Origin of the sequence: Paracoccus spongiarum (genome assembly GCF_030732095.1) — a bacterium.
In the GTDB taxonomy this organism is placed as follows: domain Bacteria; phylum Pseudomonadota; class Alphaproteobacteria; order Rhodobacterales; family Rhodobacteraceae; genus Paracoccus; species Paracoccus spongiarum.
On sequence record NZ_JAVAMQ010000004.1, the window covers coordinates 88,370 to 107,848 of the forward strand.

At 68.9% G+C, this 19,479-nt stretch carries 18 protein-coding genes and 1 tRNA gene; 8 read left to right on the forward strand and 11 right to left on the reverse strand.

The genetic code is table 11. The features are described from left to right. Positions 1-27: 27 nt before the first annotated feature. Positions 28-1,461, forward strand: coding sequence for an inorganic phosphate transporter (locus Q5Y72_RS05750; protein WP_305962443.1), 1,434 nt, complete (start codon positions 28-30; stop codon positions 1,459-1,461). Between the two features lie 31 nt (positions 1,462-1,492). Here the strand turns inward: Q5Y72_RS05750 and Q5Y72_RS05755 are convergent, their stop codons facing one another. The 5 genes from Q5Y72_RS05755 to Q5Y72_RS05775 form a co-directional block, all read right to left on the reverse strand. After that, complete coding sequence (locus Q5Y72_RS05755; protein WP_305962444.1) at positions 1,493-3,073, reverse strand: cryptochrome/photolyase family protein; 1,581 nt, start codon at positions 3,071-3,073, stop codon at positions 1,493-1,495. Then, positions 3,070-3,240 carry a DUF2256 domain-containing protein gene (locus Q5Y72_RS05760; protein WP_305962445.1) on the reverse strand — a complete coding sequence of 57 codons (171 nt, stop codon included), beginning with the start codon at positions 3,238-3,240 and terminating at the stop codon, positions 3,070-3,072. Before Q5Y72_RS05760 ends, Q5Y72_RS05755 begins: the two co-directional genes overlap by 4 nt. 84 nt (positions 3,241-3,324) lie before the next feature. Beyond that, positions 3,325-4,146, reverse strand: a complete 822-nt coding sequence (locus tag Q5Y72_RS05765) for a C40 family peptidase (RefSeq protein WP_305962446.1) — start codon at positions 4,144-4,146, stop codon at positions 3,325-3,327. Continuing rightward, complete coding sequence (locus Q5Y72_RS05770) at positions 4,143-5,510, reverse strand: leucyl aminopeptidase family protein (RefSeq protein ID WP_305962447.1); 1,368 nt, start codon at positions 5,508-5,510, stop codon at positions 4,143-4,145. The genes Q5Y72_RS05765 and Q5Y72_RS05770 overlap by 4 nt, the downstream gene beginning before the upstream one ends. 75 nt (positions 5,511-5,585) lie before the next feature. After that, positions 5,586-5,963 (reverse strand): hypothetical protein, encoded by a 378-nt coding sequence (locus Q5Y72_RS05775; RefSeq protein ID WP_305962448.1) that lies wholly within the window; start codon positions 5,961-5,963, stop codon positions 5,586-5,588. Positions 5,964-6,105: 142 nt separating this feature from the next. On the opposite strand from Q5Y72_RS05775, the gene Q5Y72_RS05780 reads away from it, so the two are divergent. After that, complete coding sequence (locus Q5Y72_RS05780; RefSeq protein ID WP_305962449.1) at positions 6,106-6,753, forward strand: carbonic anhydrase; 648 nt, start codon at positions 6,106-6,108, stop codon at positions 6,751-6,753. Positions 6,754-6,768: 15 nt separating this feature from the next. On the opposite strand, the gene Q5Y72_RS05785 is transcribed toward Q5Y72_RS05780, so the two are convergent. Together Q5Y72_RS05785 and Q5Y72_RS05790 are read right to left on the reverse strand one after the other, a co-directional pair. Beyond that, entirely contained in the window at positions 6,769-7,362 is a 594-nt protein-coding gene (locus Q5Y72_RS05785; protein WP_305962450.1) for a DedA family protein, read from the reverse strand. An 8-nt stretch (positions 7,363-7,370) separates the two neighbouring features. Then, positions 7,371-8,393 carry an aspartate-semialdehyde dehydrogenase gene (locus Q5Y72_RS05790; protein ID WP_305962451.1) on the reverse strand — a complete coding sequence of 341 codons (1,023 nt, stop codon included), beginning with the start codon at positions 8,391-8,393 and terminating at the stop codon, positions 7,371-7,373. A 337-nt stretch (positions 8,394-8,730) separates the two neighbouring features. On the opposite strand from Q5Y72_RS05790, the gene Q5Y72_RS05795 reads away from it, so the two are divergent. Next, positions 8,731-9,705, forward strand: coding sequence for a Hint domain-containing protein (locus Q5Y72_RS05795; RefSeq protein ID WP_305962452.1), 975 nt, complete (start codon positions 8,731-8,733; stop codon positions 9,703-9,705). A 58-nt stretch (positions 9,706-9,763) separates the two neighbouring features. On the opposite strand, the gene Q5Y72_RS05800 is transcribed toward Q5Y72_RS05795, so the two are convergent. The 4 genes from Q5Y72_RS05800 to Q5Y72_RS05815 form a co-directional block, all read right to left on the reverse strand. Next, the gene (locus Q5Y72_RS05800) at positions 9,764-10,402 is read right to left on the reverse strand and encodes a glycosyltransferase family 29 protein (protein WP_305962453.1); all 639 of its coding nucleotides are present in this window, start codon (positions 10,400-10,402) and stop codon (positions 9,764-9,766) included. Then, positions 10,399-11,439: a glycosyltransferase family 4 protein gene (locus Q5Y72_RS05805; protein ID WP_305962454.1), complete on the reverse strand. Its 1,041-nt coding sequence runs from the start codon at positions 11,437-11,439 to the stop codon at positions 10,399-10,401. Before Q5Y72_RS05805 ends, Q5Y72_RS05800 begins: the two co-directional genes overlap by 4 nt. After that, complete coding sequence (locus Q5Y72_RS05810; protein WP_305962455.1) at positions 11,432-12,622, reverse strand: MFS transporter; 1,191 nt, start codon at positions 12,620-12,622, stop codon at positions 11,432-11,434. Before Q5Y72_RS05810 ends, Q5Y72_RS05805 begins: the two co-directional genes overlap by 8 nt. A 64-nt stretch (positions 12,623-12,686) precedes the next feature. Further along, positions 12,687-13,103, reverse strand: coding sequence for a hypothetical protein (locus Q5Y72_RS05815; protein WP_305962456.1), 417 nt, complete (start codon positions 13,101-13,103; stop codon positions 12,687-12,689). Between the two features lie 129 nt (positions 13,104-13,232). Here Q5Y72_RS05815 and leuB point away from each other — a divergent pair, with 129 nt between their 5' ends. The 5 genes from leuB to Q5Y72_RS05840 all read left to right on the forward strand — a co-directional run bounded on the left by leuB (position 13,233) and on the right by Q5Y72_RS05840 (position 19,419). Next, positions 13,233-14,375 (forward strand): 3-isopropylmalate dehydrogenase, encoded by a 1,143-nt coding sequence (leuB, locus tag Q5Y72_RS05820; protein ID WP_305962457.1) that lies wholly within the window; start codon positions 13,233-13,235, stop codon positions 14,373-14,375. A 6-nt stretch (positions 14,376-14,381) separates the two neighbouring features. Then, positions 14,382-15,335 carry a DMT family transporter gene (locus Q5Y72_RS05825; protein ID WP_305962648.1) on the forward strand — a complete coding sequence of 318 codons (954 nt, stop codon included), beginning with the start codon at positions 14,382-14,384 and terminating at the stop codon, positions 15,333-15,335. Positions 15,336-15,383: 48 nt separating this feature from the next. Beyond that, a tRNA-Pro gene (locus Q5Y72_RS05830) sits at positions 15,384-15,460 on the forward strand. 164 nt (positions 15,461-15,624) lie between these two features. Then, on the forward strand, positions 15,625-15,903 hold the full coding sequence (locus Q5Y72_RS05835; RefSeq protein ID WP_305962458.1) for an SH3 domain-containing protein: 279 nt from the start codon (positions 15,625-15,627) through the stop codon (positions 15,901-15,903). Between the two features lie 522 nt (positions 15,904-16,425). Next, positions 16,426-19,419 (forward strand): transporter substrate-binding domain-containing protein, encoded by a 2,994-nt coding sequence (locus Q5Y72_RS05840; protein WP_305962459.1) that lies wholly within the window; start codon positions 16,426-16,428, stop codon positions 19,417-19,419. The last annotated feature ends 60 nt before the right edge of the window (positions 19,420-19,479 follow it).

Consider the following 19,479-nt stretch of genomic DNA (forward strand, 5'->3'; position numbering starts at 1 on the left):
CGGGGCGGCCTGCCGCATCGGATCGTGATGCCGCAGCGGCGCGGGTTCCACACGCTCGACAAGGACCTGGGCCGGATCACCTATGCCGAATCGGCACAGCGGCATGCGTTTCGCCCGGTGCTGCGCCTCGGCTTCGCCGTGCTGTTGCTGCTGGCCGGCCTGTTCCTGCTGATCTGGTTCGGCGGTGCAAGCACGCCCAACGTGGTGCTCGCGGCCGGGCTTCTGGTGGCAGGCTGGCTGGGCCTTGCCATCGGCTCGAACGATGTCGCCAACTCTCTGGGGCCAGCGGTCGGCGCGGGCGCCATCGGCCTGCTGCCGGGGTTGGTGCTGGTCGCACTGGCCGAGATCGCCGGGGCAAGCCTCGCTGGCGGCGCGGTGACCGAGCGTCTGGCGCGCGGTATCCTGGATGTTGGGGCGCTGACCGGCGGCGGCGCCGCGCCGCTGGTCATGCTGTCGGCTCTGGTCGGCGCCGCCGTCTGGATCACCACGGCCAGCGGCGCGGGTATGCCGGTCAGCACCTCGCATTCCATCGTCGGCGGAATCGCGGGATCGGGGCTGGCGGCGCTGGGCGCGGGCGCGATCGACTGGCCGTCGCTGGCGCTGATCACCTCGACCTGGGTCATCACGCCGCTGGCCTCGGCGCTGCTGGCGGCGGCGGTCGTGATCTTCCTGCGGCTGAAGGTGCTGGATGTGCCGGATCGCGCCGCCGCCGCGCTGTTCTGGCTGCCGCCGCTGGTCGGGCTGACGGCCGGGCTTTTCGCGGCCTACCTCGCGCTTTTGGCGCGCGATCACATCGACCGGGTGATGATCCTGCCATCGGGGCTGGCCGCGGCGCTGGCCGGCGGGCTGATGATGCGCGTCATGGTGCGGACCGAACTCGCCGCCTCGGGCGGAGAGCCCAGCAGCAAGCGGCTGTTCCGCCCGCCGCTGCTGGTTGCCGTGACGATCATGGGCTTTGCGCATGGGGCCAACGATGTCGGCAATATCGCCGGCCCGCTGACGGTGATCCTTGCCGGCCGCCTCGAGATCGGGGCGGCCCTGGTGCCGGTCACGGTGCTGCTGGTCGGGGCGGTGGCCATCGCCCTCGGCACGCTGCTGTTCGGGCGCCGCCTTGTGGTGATGGTCGGCAGCGGCATCACCCGGCTGAATGCCAGCCGCGCCTTCTGCGTCGCGGTGGCGACGGCGGCGACGGTGCTGACCGCCTCGGCCTTCGGGCTTCCGGTGTCGACGACACATGTGGCCGTGGGCGGCGTCTTCGGTGTCGGCTTTGCCCGCGAATGGCTGGATCGGCGCGGCGATCACGACCGCTCGCCCCTGCCGGCGGCCGAGACGCGGCGGCGGATGCTGATCCGGCGCAGCCATGTGGCGACGATCATGGCGGCCTGGCTGGTCACGGTGCCCCTGACCGCGCTGATCGGCAGCGGTTGCTACCTGATGATCCGCTGGATCGCCGGGACCTAGCCGCCCGACCCCCCGGGTCTGGCCCGGTCCTTTACCAGCCGTCGTCCAGCCGCATCTGCCGCGGCGGCGGGTCACTGTCGACCCATGCGGCCTGCGCGTCCAGGAAGCGCGCGGCATGGTCGGCGATCGCGCGGCGCCGATCCTCGGGCATCGCGTCGAGATTCCGATAGGGCAGGGCCATGCGCGGATTGTCCGACAACGCCCCCCGGTTCTCGATCAGGAAGGTCCAGTAGAGATAGTTGAACGGACAGGCGTCCGGCCCAAGCTTCGCCTTGGGGTCGAAGCGGCAGCCCGTGCAGTAATCCGACATGCGGTTGATATAGGCCCCCGATGCCGCATAGGGCTTGGAGCCGAGGCGGCCGCCATCGGCATGCATGACCATCCCGTGCACGTTTGGCAGTTCCACCCAGTCAAAGGCGTCGGCATAGACCGCCAGATACCACTCTTCGATCTGCGGCGGCGCGATGCCCGCCAGCAGTGCGAAGTTGCCGGTGACCATCAGCCGCTGGATGTGGTGGGCATAGGCGTGCCGGCGGGTCGTCGCGATGCACTGCGCCATGCAGCGCATGGTCGTGTCGCCGGTCCAGTAGAAGGTGGGCAGGTCGCGGGTCGCGTTCAGGTGGTTGGAGCGGGCATAATCCGGCATCTCGGCCCAGTAGATGCCGCGCACGAATTCCCGCCAGCCAAGGATCTGGCGGATGAATCCCTCGGCCGCATTCAGGGGCGCGGCGCCGTCGCGAAAGGCCGTCTCGGCGCGCGCGCAGACCTCGCGCGCGGTCAGCAGGCCGCAATTCAGATAGGGCGACAGAAGGCCGTGGAACAGGAAATCTGCATCCGCCTTCATCGCGTCCTGATAATCGCCGAACAGCGGCAGGCAATCGGCGATGAAATGATCCAGCGCGGCCAGCGCGTCCGGGCGGGTGACGGCCCAGCCGAAGGGTTCGAGATCGCCGAAGTGATCGCCGAACCGCGCGCCGACCATGTCGAGGACCTCCCGGGTGGTCGCATCCGGGGTAAACCGCCGGCGTGGCGGCGGGGTCAGACCGCGCGGCAGGCGCTTGCGGTTCTGGCTGTCGAAGTTCCAGGTCCCACCCTCGGGGGCGTCGCCCTGCATCAGGATGCCGGTGCGGCGGCGCATCTCGCGATAGAAGAACTCCATCCGCCCGGTCTTGCGCGCGGCGATCAGATCCTGAAATTCGGCCCGCGAACAGAAGAAGCGGTCGTCCTCGCGGATCTCGACCTCCAGCCCGGTGTCGCTGGGCCAGTCCCGCATCATCTGGCGCACGCGCCACTCGCCCGGCTCGGTCACGACGATCGAGGCGGGGCCGTGCCGGGCGACGGCGCGCCGCAACTCGCCACCGAAGCTGTGCGTGTTGTCGGGATCGTCCAGTCGCACATAATCGACGGTGACACCCTCTGCGGCCAGGTCCTGCGCGAAATGGCGCATGGCCGCCAGGATCAACGCGATCTTCTGCTTGTGGTGGCGCACATGGCGCGCCTCGTCGGCCACCTCGACCATCAGCACCACGTCGCGGCCAGGGTCCAGATCCGACAGCGCGGACAGGTCCCGGCTGAGGTGATCGCCCAGAACCAGGCGCAGCCTGCCCGTCATCGCGCGGCTGCGTCCCGGCCGGCCGGCCGCATCGCGCGGCGGCAACGCTCCGAGCAGTGGCGCACCGCATCCCAGTCGCGCAGCCATTTGCGGCGCCAGCGGAAGGGCAGGCCGCAGGTCGCGCAGGTCTTGACCGGCAGGTCGGATTTGCGGCGCATCTTCGGCATGTCTCGGCCCCCTGTCACGCCTCGCCGGTCCAGACTAGCCGCACCCGATCGCCGCGTTCAAGCCGCCCGGACCGCGCGAAAACGTCACAGCGGCCGCCGCACGCCCAGCAGGGGGCCGTCGCCGGCCGCCTCGATGCGGGCGATGGCGGCGGCGATGGGCTCGAGGATGACGGCCATCTGCGAGGCGGTGGCGTGGATCATCCGCCCGGCCGAGGCCGCCAGCGCGACATGGCCCCGCCAGAACAGCAGATCGCCGCGGCGGATCCCGCCGGTCGCCTCGGGGAAGGCCGCGAATTGCAGGTCGCTGTCGCCGGGGCAGGCGATGCCGCAGGCCGACAGCGCGGCCTGCACGAGGCCCGAGCAGTCGATGCCCCAGTCGCTGTTGCCGCCCCACAGATAGGGGGTGCCCAGCAGGGTCCGGGCCACGGCGACCGGATCGGTGGCGGGCCGGTCGCTGATATGCTGGACGGGAACATGGCCGCCGCCGGCAAGCCGGGCAAAGCGATCCCCGATCGCCTCGACCGACAGCCGCGCGCCGATCGACAGCGCGTGCAGCTGGTGCCGTTTCATGTCCGGCGCCGGATAGACATGGGTGGCGGGCGCGGCGACGCGGTGGGTGATCGGCGGCAGTTCGGCGGTCAGCGCCGCGCCCCGCAGCCAGCCGCAATAGCCGTCCAGCCGCGCCTGCACGAAGGCCCAGTCGCCGCGATCCTCGATCACGGTCAGGTCGGCGCCGAAATTCACCTGCCGGTCGCGGCGTCCATCCGGGGCGTCCATCAGGTCGGCCAGCGGCACCGCAAGCCGCGCCGGCCGGCCCGTGGTATAGGCGGGCCGGTCCAGGATACCGCGCAGGCTGTCCAGCGCCACCCGGTCGGTGGCCGGGGTCAGGCGGCGGTCGGTGGTCATGCCAGCATCTCGGGCAGGGCCGCGAGGATGGCGCGGGCGCCCTGGCCGACCCCGCCCTTCGGACGGCCCGGCGCGGGGCCGGGCTGCCAGCCATAGATGTCCAGGTGGACATAGCGGCCCGCCCCCTCGGCAAAGCGGCGCAGGAACAGCGCGGCGGTGATCGACCCGGCCATGCCCCCCGATGGCGCGTTATCCAGATCGGCGATCTGCGGTTCGATCTGCGGCTCGTAGGGCGTCCAGAACGGCATCCGCCACAGTGGGTCGCCGACCGCCATCGCGGCGCGCGACAGGGCATCAGCGGTGCGGTCGTCGTCGCAGTAGAAGGGCGGGATGTCGGGGCCCAGCGCGACCCGCGCCGCACCCGTCAGCGTCGCCAGCGAGATCATCAGGTCGGGCCGGTCCTCGGCCGCCAGCGCCATCGCATCGGCCAGCACCAGCCGCCCCTCGGCATCGGTATTGTTGACCTCGACGGTCAGCCCCTTGCGGCTGGTCAGCACGTCGCCGGGCCGGAACGCGTTGCCGGACACGCTGTTCTCGACCGCCGGGATCAGCAGGCGCAGCCGCAGCCCCCGTGCAGCGCCGGTCCGCGCCAGCATCATCAGCAGGCCCAGTGCGGTGGCGGCGCCGCCCATGTCCTTCTTCATCAGTGCCATCGACGCGCCGGGCTTGAGGTTCAGACCGCCGGTGTCGAAGCAGACCCCCTTGCCGATGATCGCCACCAGCGGGCCGTCGTCGCCCAGCGAAAGCTCGATCAGGCGGGGCGCGGTGGCGGCGGCGCGGCCGACCGCGTGGATCATCGGCAGGTTGTGCTCCAGCAGCGCCGGCCCCGTGATGACCCGGATCCGGGCGCCGATCTCGCCCGCCAGATCGCGGGCCGCGTTCTCGATCTGGTCGGGGCCCATGTCGGCGGCCGGGGTATTGATGAGGTCGCGGGTCAGGAACTCGCCCGCCGCGATCGCCTCGATCCGCGCCGCATCAACACCCTCGGGCGCGACGAGGCGCGGCCCGTCCTCGGGCTGGCCCTTGTAGCGGGTAAAGCGATACTGCCCCAGCAGCCAGCCCAGCGCAGCCTCGTCGGGATCGAAGCCTGCGGGGATCGCGGCCAGCCGCCAGCAGCCGCGTGGCAGGGCGGTGGCGCGGGCGAAGGCCAGGCGTTCGCGACCCGCGCGCGCAGGCTCGCCCAGCCCGAACAGCGCCCCGGCCAGCGCGCCATCCGCACCGGGCAGCAGGCAGATCTCGCCCGGCTTGGCGGCGAAGCCGCTGGCCTCGGGCCAGGTCCCCGCGCCGTCGGGCAAAGCATCGCCTTTCCAGACTGGCCAGATCGGCAGGGCGTCGTCGGAGGCTGGGGCGAAGTGGGGCGGCATGGGGCGATCCTGGGCTGATGAGGCCGTCAGACTACACCCTCGGCCGACCCCCGCAAGGCCGGCCGGGGCCTTCGGTCAGCCGAGGCCGGGGCGATCCCAGATGGCGGTGAGCGACCGGTTCCCGACGCGCAGAAGCCGTGCCCTGACAGCGGCCAGCGCGCCCATGTCGCGCCGTTCCGCGCAGCTGCCCAAATCCATGGCGACCCCGGCCAGCGACAGCAGTCCGATCTGCCAGGCCAGTCGCGACAGCCGGTCGGCATGCGCGACCGCCTGCGCCAGATCGCCGGCCTCCAGCGCCGCGTCGGTCGCGGTCAACGCCCCCGCCAGCTGTTCCAGCGCCAGGCCGATGACGTTCTGCGCCGCGGTCTCGCCCAGTTCGCTGACGATGTCGCCCACCCGCCGCGCATCGACCCGCACGGGTTCGGATACGGCCAGGGCCGTGATTTGTGCCATCCTGCATCTCCAACGGATCGTGTCCCCACACGTCGGGACACCATGGCGGCAAGCGGTGAAGAAAGGCTTGATTCCCGCGCAAGAAACCCCTCGAATTTTTCTCAATACCCGCCTATCAAGCAGTGAACTCGCGAGGTCCGACATGCATCTTCTCCGTCCCCTGCCGCAGTATCTGGTCAGCCGCTATCATGGCTGGGTGGCCACCTCCTATGCCGAGAACAGCGCCTGGTACCGGCGTCTGGCCGATGACGGCCAGAGGCCCCGCGCGATGGTCATTTCCTGCTGCGACTCGCGCGTGCATGTGACCAGCATCTTCGGCGCGGATTCGGGCGAGTTCTTCATCCATCGCAACATCGCCAACCTGGTGCCGCCCTATGCGCCCGACGGGTTGCAGCACGGCACCTCGGCGGCGGTCGAATATGCGGTCACGGCGCTGAAGGTCGCGCATCTGATCGTCGTCGGCCATACCAGCTGCGGCGGCGTGGCGGGGTGCCACGCGATGTGTTCGGGCCAGGCGCCCGAGCTTGAGGAAAAATCCAGCTTCGTGGGCCGCTGGATGGACATCCTGCGCCCCGGATACGAACGGGTGAAGGACCTGCCTGCGGATCAGCAGGTCGCCGCGCTGGAACGCGAGGCGGTGCTGGTCTCGATCGAGAACCTGATGGGCTTTCCCTTCGTCAAGGCGGCCGTCGAGGGCGAACAGCTGTCTCTGCACGGCCTGGTCCACGACATCCGGGCCGGCACGCTGGAGCAGGCCGAGGATGGCGGCCGGCGCTGGACGCGGGTCTGATCGCAACGCCCGGCGTCAGCGCCGCCAGCGAATCACCCGCCACAGATAGGCCGCCACCAGCGCGAGGATGACCGCCGTGGACAGCGGGTTCAGCCAGGCGCCTACCCGGTCGTAGCTGTCTTCCAGCCAGTATCCCGCGCCGGCCAGGGCCCCGCACCAGATCAGGCTGCCCAGCCCCGAGAACACCAGAAAGCGCGGCAGGAACATCCCCGCCAAGCCCGCCGGCACCGAGATCAGCGTGCGCACGGTCGGGATGAACCGCCCGAAGAACACCACCGAGCGGCCGTGCCGGTCGAACCAGCCCTGCGCGCGGTCCAACTGCTCGGGCGTCATGGTCACCCAGCGCCCGTGCCGCGCCACGATGCGGCGCAGGCGCTGCGGACCATAGAGCAGACCGACCAGATACCAAAGATAGGCTCCGGCCAGCGACCCGGCCGCCCCCGCCGCGATGGCCAGCCACAACGGGATGGTGCCACGCGCCGCATTGAAGCCCGCCATCGGCATGATCAGTTCCGACGGAATGGGCGGAAAGATGTTTTCAAGCAGCATCAGGGCGGCGATGGCCCACGCCCCGCCGCCCTCGAGAAAACTGGCGATCCAGTCCAGCAATTGTGCCGTCAGCCCTTCTTCAGCACGCGGTTGCCCAGCAATTCGGCGATCTGGACCGCGTTCAGCGCAGCGCCCTTGCGCAGGTTGTCGCTGACGCACCACAGGTTCAGCCCGTTCTCGATGGTGCTGTCCTGGCGGATCCGGCTGATGAAGGTGGCGAAGTCGCCCACGCATTCGACCGGCGTCGCATAGCCGCCGGGCTCGCGCTTGTCGATCACCATGATGCCCGGCGCCTCGCGCAGGATGTCGCGGGCCTCGTCCTCGTCGAGGAAATCCTCGAACTCGATGTTGATCGCCTCGGAATGGCCGACGAAGACCGGCACGCGCACGCAGGTCGCGGTGACTTTGATCGAGGGATCGACGATCTTCTTCGTCTCGGCGACCATCTTCCACTCTTCCTTGGTCGCGCCGTCCTCCATGAACACGTCGATCTGCGGGATCACGTTGAAGGCGATCTGCTTCTGGAACTTGCTGGGGGCGACCTCCTGACCCGGCACATACATGCCCTTGGTCTGGTCCCACAACTCGTCCATGCCGTCCTTGCCCGCGCCGCTGACCGACTGGTAGGTCGAGACGACCACCCGCTTGATCCGGGCGCGGTCATGCAGCGGCTTCAGGGCCACGACCATCTGCGCGGTCGAGCAGTTCGGGTTGGCGATGATGTTCTTCTTGGCATAGCCCATGATCGCGTCGGGGTTCACCTCGGGCACGATCAGCGGGATCTCGGGGTCATAGCGGTAGAGCGACGAATTGTCGATCACCACGCAGCCGGCCTTGGCAGCGATGGGGGCGTATTTCCTGGTCGCGTCCGAGCCGATGGCGAACAGCGCGATGTCCCAGCCGGCAAAGTCGAACTGCTCGATGTCCCTGACCTTCAGGGTCCTGTCGCCAAAGCTGACCTCGGTTCCCTGCGAGCGGCGCGAGGCCAGCACCGCGATCTCGTCGACGGGAAACTGGCGCTCGGCCAGGATGTTCAGCATCTCGCGGCCCACATTCCCCGTGGCGCCGGCAACAACGACTTTGTAGCCCATTGGGGACTCCTGTTTCCTGCGGTTGGGGGCGTTTAGCGCAAGGCCGGGCTGGATGGAAGGGTCGCGGCGGCATGCGAGCCATGCCACCTCGCGCGGCACCGGTCCGCTGCCCGCATGCAGACCGGCGCGCAGACCGTCACGCAGACTGGCGACCGACCGCGCCCGGGGCAGGCAGAGACAGGACAACGGCTTGCCGCGCCGGCCGGGCGCAGTGCCCATCCTGCCGGCATCCCGGCCTTTTTTTGGGCCTTGACCCGCGGCTTTTCTTTGCTGCATCGACAAACCGCAGGGTAAGGTTAACAAATCGTTAACGCGGTGCGAAAGCGAAGGGCTGGTCATGTCGGACTTCAACTACAACCACTACTTCAACTATGATCCCGCCACGGGCGCTGTGAACACCGTGCAATACTTCCTGTTCGGCGACCCCTCGGTCACGATCAGCGGCACCCTTGCGGATGGCGAGGGGAATGGCGATCCCTACGTCTTGGGCGAGCAGATATTCGGCTCGCTCGGATCCCAGGGGGACATCTTCGAGGGCACCCTCGAGATCGGCGGCATCACCTATGTCATCCTCTCGGGTGCGCAGCCTCCGGGCACCTATGCCGGATATGCGGTATCGCCCGATCCGGCGACGACGGTCGCGAATTTCCCCGCGACAGTGGATCCGACCCTCCTGCAGGCGACCGATTTCGTGCCATGCTTCGCGCAGGGGACGCGCCTGGACACAGCCGACGGAACGCGCCCCGTCGAAACGCTGAATGTCGGCGACCTGGTCTGGACCGCCGATCACGGGTTGCAGCCGGTGCGCTGGATCGGCTCGCGCCACTGCAGTCCGGCGCGTCTTGCCGCATCGCCGCAACTGCGGCCGATCGCGGTTGCCGCCGGTGCCCTTGGCAAAGGGTTGCCCTCGGCCGATCTGCTGGTCTCGCCGCAGCACCGGGTTCTGGTCCGCTCGAAGATCGCGCAGCGCATGTTCGGCTGCGACGAAATCCTGGTCGCGGCCAAGCATCTGCTGGAACTGGACGGGATCGAGATCGCCCCGGCGCCCGAGGGCGTGACCTATTACCATGTCCTGTTCGACCGGCACGAGCTGGTCAGGTCCAACGGGGCGATCACCGAAAGCCTGTATACCGGCAAGGAGGCGCTGGAAGGGGTCGGCGACGCAGCGCGGCAAGAGATCTTCACGATCTTCCCGGAGCTGGAGGACGCCGAGATCCCGCCCCAGGCAGCGCGCACATTGGCGTCGGGCCGGATGGGGCGCAGGCTGGCGGAACGTCACCGCCTGAACCGGCGCATCCTGGTCAGCGCCTGATTCGCCGCAATCCACGGCCCGGCATCCGGCGCGGCAAGACGCGGGCCGCGCCGGGATGTCACCCCGGACCGGGGCTGCTGGCGCCGGTCAGGACCAACCGCGGGTCACGGCGCCGCATCGCGTCGACCCAGGCCGCCTCGGACCCGAAATCATGCGGAACCTGCGCGGCGCTTCGCCGCCCCGACAGGCTTTGCGATGCGAAGAAGTCGAAGCCGTACAGCGTCAGCATGCGAAGCCGCGACCGCAGAAGCAGGTCGATCAGCATCGCGCCCGTCGTCGGGGGCGCCGCCAGCAGGTCGCGCAGCGCGGCGTAATCGGCCAGCGGGTGCAGATAGAACCCCGCGCCCGTCGCGGTTTGCCAGTCCAGCCGCTTGCGCTTGGGCGACATCCACAGCACCCGGCTGGCACCGATGCGGGCGCGGTCGCCGTCCGACAGCCGCATTGCAAGGCCCAGCCAGTCGGTGCGGGTGCCATGGCTGGCCGCGGCTGGCATCGGTGCGCGGTTGATGCGGATCACCAGGTCGGCGGCATCGATGGCCGCGCCGTGATCGCTATCGGCCAGTGCGCGCGCATTGCCGATCAGCGCGACCCGCTTGCCCGCCAGCGCCGCCAGCACATCCGCCTGCGGCACCGACAGGCGCGACAGGGCGGCCTCGTCGCGCATCAGTCGCGCCAGAAGGAAGCCCAGCCGGGTCATGGCCGGCCCAGCAGGTCGGCATAGATGGCCAGCAGGGCGCGGGCCTCGGTCTCGATGGCGTGGCTGGTCTCGACATGGGCGCGGGCGGCGCGTCCCGCCGCCAGACGGCCCGGATCGTCGTCCAGCCAGCGCCGCAGCGCCGCGGCCAGCGCGTCGACATCGCCGGTAGCGACAAGGCTGCCGGTCTCGCCGTCGCGGATCAGGGCCTCATAGGCGCCGACGCGCGCGCCGACCGCCGGCACGCCGCAGGCCATCGCCTCCAGCGGGGTCAGCCCGAAACCCTCCCATCGCGCCGGAGCCGCGAACAGGTCCAGCGCCTGATAGTGCTGCACCAGCCGGTCCCAGGGCAGTTCGCCCAGAAACCGGATCCGGTCCGACAGCCCGGCCGCCGCGATTTCCGATTGCAGGCCGTCTGCGAAGGCGCGGTGGTCGGGCGTGATCCGGCCGGTCAGGATGATCTGCACCCTTGGCCGGTCGGGCAGCAGCCGCAACCCGGCCCGCACCAGCAGATCGACGCCCTTCTGCTCGCGCACCCGCCCGAAGCAGCCGACCAGCACCGCCTCGGGGTCAAGCCCCAGGTCGCGGCGCAGCGCCGCGCGGTCGGCGGGCGGGTGGAAGATGCCGGTATCGACGCCGTGCATCACCACGCTCGCGGGGCGTTCCAGATAGGACGCGGCCTGCGGGGTGGTGGCCACCAGCGCCTCTTGCTGGCGGATCAGCCAGCGGGTGAAGCCGGTATGGCGGCGCTGCGCCGCCGAGGTGAACATCAGCCGATAGCGCCGCCCCAGCAGCCGCCGCAGGATCAGCCCCAGCGCCATTTCGGTGTTGCGGCGGGCGTGCCAGACGCGCCAGCGGTCCCGGGGCATGGTGATCGCGCGCCACAGCGGCAGGTGCGGCACCTCGGGCGGCAGGCCCGGCCCGGTCGCGCGGATCGCGATCATCCGCGCCTGCACCGGGATCAGCCGGACCACCGTCGCGGTCACGCCGGACAGCCGGCGCTTGAGGTTCGGCGCGACGACGAGGGGCAACTCAGCCATTGCCGGCCTCGGGCGTCAGCAGATAAAGCGCGAGGCCGATCGCCAGCGGGATCAGGAAGAACAGCCACAGCATCGCGAAGGCCTGCGCCGCGGGCAGCGCCGCGCTGGCCGCGCCATAGACGGGCCGCGAGGCGAATTGCAGAACGCCCACCCCGCCGATCGAGATCATGTTGAGGAAGGTCACCCCGCGACCCACCAGATGCGGCGGCAGGAAGGACCGGCCATGCGCCATCAGCAGCGGATAGCCCGCCCCCGACAGCCCGATCAGTGTCAGCAGCAGGATCGCGCTTCCCAGCCCCGCATCGGGCCGCAGCCACAGGGCCGCGACCACGCCGACCGTGAACGCGCTGAAGATCAGGATCGTGCGGCGCAGATTGCCGACCATCCGCACCGTCGGGCCGACCAGGAAATTGCCGCCGATCATGGCAAGCCCCATCGCCAGCGTGGCCTGGCCGATGGTGGCGGCATCGGCGCCATGCACCTGTTCCAGGTAGGGCCCGGCCCACAGCCCCCGCACCGCCCCGAAGGCCGCGTAGTTCACGAACAGCAGCGGCATGATGAACCACAGCGCCCGCAGCCGCAGGATCTGCCCCAGCGACCCTGCGGGCTGGTCACGGTCCAGCGCCGGCGGATCGCGCACCAGCACGCCGATCAGCGCCGCGATGGCCAGGGTCAGGACCGCCATGCCCCACAGCGCCGCCCGCCAGCCGATCGCCTCGATCGCCCAGACCAGCGGCGCCGCGCCGAGGATGTTGCCCAGCGAGCCGAAGCCCACGATCATCCCGGCCAGCCCGCCGAAGGCCGCCGCCGGATACTGCCGCGCGAAGATGTAGTAGGATCCCATCAGCGCGGGCGCGCAGCCGATGCCCAGCAGCGTCATCGCCACATGCAGGTGCCAGGGTTGCGTCGCCAGCGCAAACACCGCCGCGCCGCCCGATCCGCCCAAGGCCATCGCCAGCGCGACGGTGCGCCGGGGCCCGAACCGGTCCAGGGCCCAGCCCACCGGGATCTGCATGGCCGCGAAGGCCACGAACCACAAGCCCGAGGACAGCGCCAGGTCGCCCGGGCTGGCGCCAAGTTCCTGCCCCAGGACAGGCGTCATCACCGCCAGGAAGGCGCGATAGAACTGGCTGAGCATATAGCCCAGTGCAAGGCAGACGATGCCCGCTGACACGACCGGCATGCAGATTTCCCCTTCGGCTGCGCGCAGGCTGCGCGAAGCCCGGGCCGGGCGCAAGGGCGCGCGCTCAGTCGCGCAGCGGCCGGGTGCCGCCGCCCATCCCTGTCAGCCGGTCGATCAGCGGCCGGGCGCGGGGGCCAATCCGTCCGCAGGCCGCGGGATCGTCCAGCAGCCCGAAGGCGGGCCCGAAATAGTCCCGCTCATAGGCGCCGGGGTCCAGCCCGAGCCGCTGTGCCAGCAGATCGCCGGTGCCGGTCAGCAGCGTCCATTCGCCATCGCTGATCGGCCAGTCCGGGCAGTGCGAGGTGATGACGTTGACCTCGGCCAGCTGCCGGATCAGCGATTCGGCCTCGGTCCTGCCCAGCGCCGAGACATCGGGCAGCGGCACCACCAGCCGGTCCCCGCCGAACGAATCCTTCGTCGTCGCCAGCAGCAGCGCCCCGCCCGCGATCGCGCCGATCATCAGGGCATCCCAAAGTCTCATGCCATGTCCCGCAGTCCGTGTTGGTCGGCGCATCCGGCCTGATCGCGACCGCACCCGCAAGCAAATTCGCCGTGATCTTGACCCGCCGCCGGGCGGGGTCTAACCGGGCGATGCAATCCCGTGCCGCGCATGAAGGAGATTCCCGTGACCGACGCCTATTCGCTTCTCATCCTGCCCGGCGACGGGATCGGCCCGGAAGTCATGGCCGAGGTGGTCAAGGTGATCGACTGGTTCGGCGCCAATCGCGGCATGACCTTCGAGGTCGGGCACGACCTGGTCGGCGGCGCGGCCTATGACAGGCATGGCGTGCCGCTGTCGGACGAGACCATGGCCCGCGCGCAATCGGTCGATGCGGTGCTGCTGGGCGCGGTCGGCGGGCCGGCCTATGACGACCTGGATTTCAGCGTGAAGCCCGAGCGCGGCCTGCTGCGGCTGCGCAAGGAGATGGACCTGTTCGCCAATCTGCGCCCCGCGCAATGCTTTGACGCGCTGGCGGATTTCTCCAGCCTCAAGCGCGAGATCGTGGCCGGTCTGGATATCCTGATCGTGCGCGAACTGACCTCGGGCGTCTATTTCGGCGAGCCGCGCGGCATCCATGCCGATGACAACAACCCCGACAACGAGGGCGGCCGGGTCGGCGTCAACACGCAGCGTTACACTTCGGGCGAGGTGCGGCGGGTTGCCCGAGCAGCCTTCGAACTGGCGCGCAAGCGGGGCAACCGGGTCTGCTCGATGGAAAAGGCCAATGTCATGGAATCGGGCATCCTGTGGCGCGAGGAAGTCCAGTGGGTGCATGACAACGAATACCCGGACGTCGCGCTGTCGCACATGTATGCGGACAACGGCGCGATGCAGCTGGTCCGCAATCCGCGCCAGTTCGACGTGATCGTGACCGACAACCTCTTTGGCGACATCCTGTCGGACGCGGCGGCGATGCTGACCGGCAGCCTCGGGATGCTTCCCTCGGCCAGCCTTGGAGCGCCGATGGCCAATGGCCGGCCCAAGGCGCTGTACGAGCCGGTGCATGGCAGCGCGCCCGACATCGCCGGGCAGGGCAAGGCCAACCCGATCGCCTGCATCCTCAGCTTTGCGATGGCGCTGCGCTATTCCTTCGACGAGGGCGATGCCGCCGCCGCGCTGGAACGCGCGGTCGAGAAGGTTCTGGCCGATGGCGTGCGCACCGCCGACCTGATGGGTCCCGAGGATGGCACCGCCGTCTCGACCGCGCAGATGGGCGATCTGATCGTCGCGGCGCTGGCTGCGGAGGCCTGATTGGCGATTTCGGGGAATGTCAGGGGTGCCTTGCTGCAACTGGCGGCGATGGGCATCTATGCGACCCATGACGTGGTGATCAAGGCGCTGGGCGAGACCTATCCGGCGCTGCAGATCCTGTTCTTCGCCTCGCTTCTGTCCTTCCCGCTGGTCTCGGTCGTCCTGATGCGCGACCCGCAGCCCGGCACGCTGCGCCCCAATCGCCCCGGCTGGGTCATCCTGCGCAGCGCCTGCGCGGTTGTGGCCGGGATGGCGGGCTTTTACGCCTTCTCGACCCTGCCGCTGGCGCAGGTTTATGCGATCCTGTTCACCACGCCGCTGCTGGTCACCATCCTGTCGATCCCCTTGCTGGGCGAACGGGTGGGCCCGCATCGTTGGGCGGCCGTTGTGATCGGACTGTCCGGGGTGCTTATCGTGCTGCGCCCCGGCGGGCAGGACCTGCAACTGGGCCATGCCGCCGCCCTTGCCGGCGCGGTGGCCAGCGCCATGGCGGCCGTCATCATCCGCCGGCTGGGCCGCAGCGAACGCCCGATGGTGCTGATGATGTGGCCGATGCTGGGCAACTTCGTGGCGACGGGCGGGGCGCTGACGCTGAACTACCAGCCGATGGAGCTGCAGCATTTCGCGATGACCGGCATCATCGCCGCGCTGGGGCTGATGGGCGGCTTCCTGGTGATCCTGGCCTATCGCGCCGGCGAGGCAGCCATCGTCGCGCCGATGCAGTATTCGCAGATCCTGTGGGCCACCGCCTATGGCTGGTATCTGTTCGGCGAGTCGGTCGACATGCCGACGCTGATCGGCGCCTCGGTCATCATCGCCTCGGGCATCTACATCGTCTGGCGCGAGGGGATCGTCGGCAATTCGGCCAACCGCCCGGTGACCGCGGCGCGGCTGCGCGCCGAAACCGTCACCGCCCCGAAATCGACGCTGCTGCAAAGATTGTGGCAGCCGCGCCGCTGACGGGGCTTGCATTCCCCAGGGCACCGCGCTACCTGCCCGTCCTACGGTCGGAGCGTAGCGCAGCCTGGTAGCGCACCTGCTTCGGGAGCAGGGGGTCGGAGGTTCGAATCCTCTCGCTCCGACCAACCGGACCTGTCTGCGAATGGCCCCCAGGGTCCATCCCCGACGGTGACGATCCCATCCGCGCAATCGGGCCGAACACCTGATCGCAGGTGGCTGCGGGTCTGTCTCGCGTCTGTCATTCGGCGCGCTGGTGTCGTAGTGATGGGAAAACGATACAGGTCAGACAATGCGAACACATCTTGCCGCTCTTGCCGCTCTCATGGTTGCCGCGGGGTGCGCGGTCGGATCCGGGGTGGTGGTCAGGGGCGTCGGCCCCGACGATCTGCTGAAGCTGCGCGAAGGTCCCGGCCTCGACCACGACATCATCATCGGCCTGCCCGACGGAACGCGCCTGAACCGTCAGAACTGCGCGCCCTATGATGGCAAGGTCTGGTGCCGGGTCGCGCTGACCGACAGGCCCACCGTCACGGGCTATGTGTCGGCGGAGTATCTGGCAGTCCGCTGAGCCTGACCTTCGGCCACCTCCGGTTCAACCTCTGCCCGAGCCGCCGCGCACCGCGCATGTGACTTGGATCGTCGTACCGCGTGATCGGTTGTCCGGCCGGACCCCGCCTTCCGGAATTCCGGCGCATTTAGAGAATGCGTGTCGTTCAGAACCGCGCGGCCGCAAGAACTCAACACAGCATTGCCAGCGGATGTCCTGCACCCACGAGCGGCCTTGGCGTCAAGGCGCAGGGAAATGGGCTGCGACCTGATGTAGGGATGGGCCGTCCGCGGGTCTCGGCATTCAAGTGTCAGGCGCAGAAACATACTGAATCGGGCGCATAACATTATTCTTAATGAAATTGCCGGAAAAAGCGCGTATATTATCTTATCAATCTTGGTTAACGGAGGGAATCGTCATGAGGGTGATGTTGCTGGTCCTTCTCGTCGGCCTCGCGGGAACGGTCGTGGCCACCGCGCAGGCGCCGTGCAACCCTGCCATTGAAGAATGCCGCTGAGGCGCGATCGCGCCTGAGGAGGCATCATGGAATCGTCAACGGACTATCTGCCGCTGCTCTTCGGGGCAGCGGTCATCGTCTATCACGCCTATGACCGTTTCAACGACGCCAGCTACGCGACCCATGTCGAGCTTGAACGGCTGCACAGCCTGCTGAGCGTTGACAGGATGAGGACGGTCTCGGTCGTGCGGCTGGCGCTGGTCAGCTATGTCACGGGCCTTCTGATCATTTACGTCCTCGCGACGGCCTACGTCTTTCTGGTTCCGTCGAACATAGGCGACCTGGTGGCCAGCGGGGCCCCGCTGACGGCCGCGCTTCCGCAGATTGTCGGCGGCACGGCGCCGGGCGCAGACCCCAGCTCGAGAGATTTGGGGGCGATCCCGATCGGCGTTGCGCTTGTGATCGTCGGGCTGGGAACCTCGCTTCCCTATGTCAAGAACATCGAGATCTGGTTGCGCGGAGCCTGCCACCGGCTTGCCGGCATTCCGACCAAGGTTCTGGAACATGCGAACGCCTTGCGCTCGGCGACGTTCGATTCGCCCGGCGCCGGTGACGTGCTGCCGCTGTTGACCCAGCTGGACCGGGACACGATAAGGCAGGCTGGCGGAGCCCCCGAAGACGAGCTGTCGCGCGATCTGAGGCTGATCGCGGGGGTGGCCGAGTGGGTGTTGCGGCGGGGCGCAATTTCCGAGGAGCCGGCGATCCGGCGCCAGTTTCATCCGCTGGAGGTCGCCCTGCTGGACAGAAAGACCAAGCTGTTCAGGCAATTGCGCGAACGGAATGCGCCGCCGGCGGTCGCGGCGGGCGCGGCCGCGCCCGCCAACAAGCCAGGGCCTGCGGCGCCGGACAGCCTTGCAACCGAAGCCGATCTGCTGGCCGACGACATGTGCCTGTTGCTGGCCTTGTATCGCGAACACGGGATCATCCCGCTTCGGACGCGCGCCGCGCCGGAACAGGACATCGAGCGTTCCAGCGCCAAGGCGCGCAGGCTTCTGATAGAGTTTGTCGACAACGGCGAACAGGCGCACGACTTTGCTGCCGATGCGGCGCGGCTGGCGCTGCGGGCCCTGTCATGGACCCTGGGCGTCATCGTCGCCATCTGCGTCATCTGGGCGGCCCTGCCCGGCGTCTACGAGCTTCAGATCAACTTTCCGACGAATCCGCTCCGATACCAGCTCGGCATTCCCGCGCGCATCTGGAATTTTCTCAGCATCGGCATCTTCGCCTTTTTCGTGCCGGTGGCCATTGCGATCGGCATCTGGCATGGCGCGACCGCATCTGGCAGCTGGAAAGGCGGGCTGGGCGACCACTGGGGCGATGCGATCCCGCGGTTGCTGCTGATGTTCCTGGCGGGCTGGCTGGTCGGAACGCTGCTGATGACCGGGCTGAACATCTGGAGCGGCGCCACCCGGGGCAGTTGGGCCGCCACCGGCGCGCAGTCGCTGTCCCAGCTGTACGGCATGGCCAGCAACGCCGCACCGACGGTCCTGCGCGGAGCCTTCCTTGGCATGCTTGTCGTGGAATGTCTGGACTGCGTCTGGCGTTGCCGGCCGAAGGCGGCGGGTGCGAAAGATGGCGCGGACCAGCATGATTGCCGCGATGCGCGTCTGTCACGGGCAGTGCGGGCCGGCGCGATCATGGCCGCCGCCGGTGCGGCCACGCGCGCGCTGCTGATCCTGATGACCATCCATTCTGGCGGCGATCTGGTGTCGCGGCGGCAATTCGACAGCTTCGACTGGGGGCTTGTGGTCTATGCGGGCGCGTTTTCGGGCCTGATCGGCTTTTTCCTGATCCTCGCCTTGTCGGCGGTCCTGCCGCGCTGCACGGCACGACCGGCCAGCGGCCAGGCGAAGGACACTCCGCCTGAGACGGGAAACCATCCGGATCGGCAGCCCGGGTCCGATGCCGATACCGTGCAGGGCGGGAAGGCCGTCGGCGTGGCCGGGCTGGCCGTCCTGTCGGCGATCCTCTGGATTGCCACACCGGGGCAGGCGCAAGCCGAGCCGCTGGTGATCGGCGTGCGGACGGATGCGGCGCCCTATGCGTCGTATGATGCCGGAAGCCGGGCCTTCGTCGGCTATCTGGTGGATCTCTGCACGGTCATGGTGCGCCGGGCGGGCTTCGACTACACCTATGAGAAGGTCACGCCCGAGGTGCGCAGCGACTTCCTGTCCGGCAAGACGTCCAGGATCGACCTGTTGTGCGACCCCACCACCATCACGCTGAAGAGGACGCGGGATTTTCTGGACAGACCGATCAACGGCGCGCTCGGCTTTTCGCCGATCTACCACATCGCCAACAGCGGTTATCTGACGCGTCGCCGGGATCGCCCGGATTCGGTCGACGACCCCGCGGCGCAGACCAGGCAGCCCTGGGTCCGGATGTGGCTGGACGACGGCGGTCGGAAAATGGCCGCGCCCGCCCAGAAAGAGGTCTGGGGCGCCGTGACGGGGACCACCAGCAGCGACAGGATTGTGCGCGAGGCTGCCGCCCTGCCGGCGGAGAAGCGGCCCACGACCGATAGTGCACCCGATCATCCGACGGCCGCGAAAAGGCTGTGCGATGGCGACTGGCAGCGCTATTACGGCGATGAGGAACTGATCCGCGCGGCCGTGGCGCGGATCGTGCCGCCCTGCACCGCCACCGACGCGCCGCCCGATCAGCTGCAATACGAGCCCTATGCGCTGGTGATCTCGACCCGGAATGTCTGCCATCTGGACGATCTTCTGACCAGCCAGATGTATGCGATGGCGGCCGACGGCACGATCAGGCGGATGATCGAGGTCAACTTTCCCAAGATGCGCAAATCCGCCTCGCTGGAGGCCCTTCTGAACATCATCACCGTGCCGGCCGGCGCGGAGCCCCCGTCCGCCGAGCCGCAACCCGGAGGCGGCATCGATCCGCCGCTGCACCCGCCCTGCGTCCAGCCGCAACGGACGGCCGGAACCCTGCAGCCGGGCTGGTCCGGCCAGCGGGCCGCGCCCTTTGTCATCAAATCTTCATCTGCCGATCGGGAATAACTCGACCCCCGGCCCGTATGCCGGACAGAGACGCCTGCAAGCTGTCCCGGCCGCGTGGCT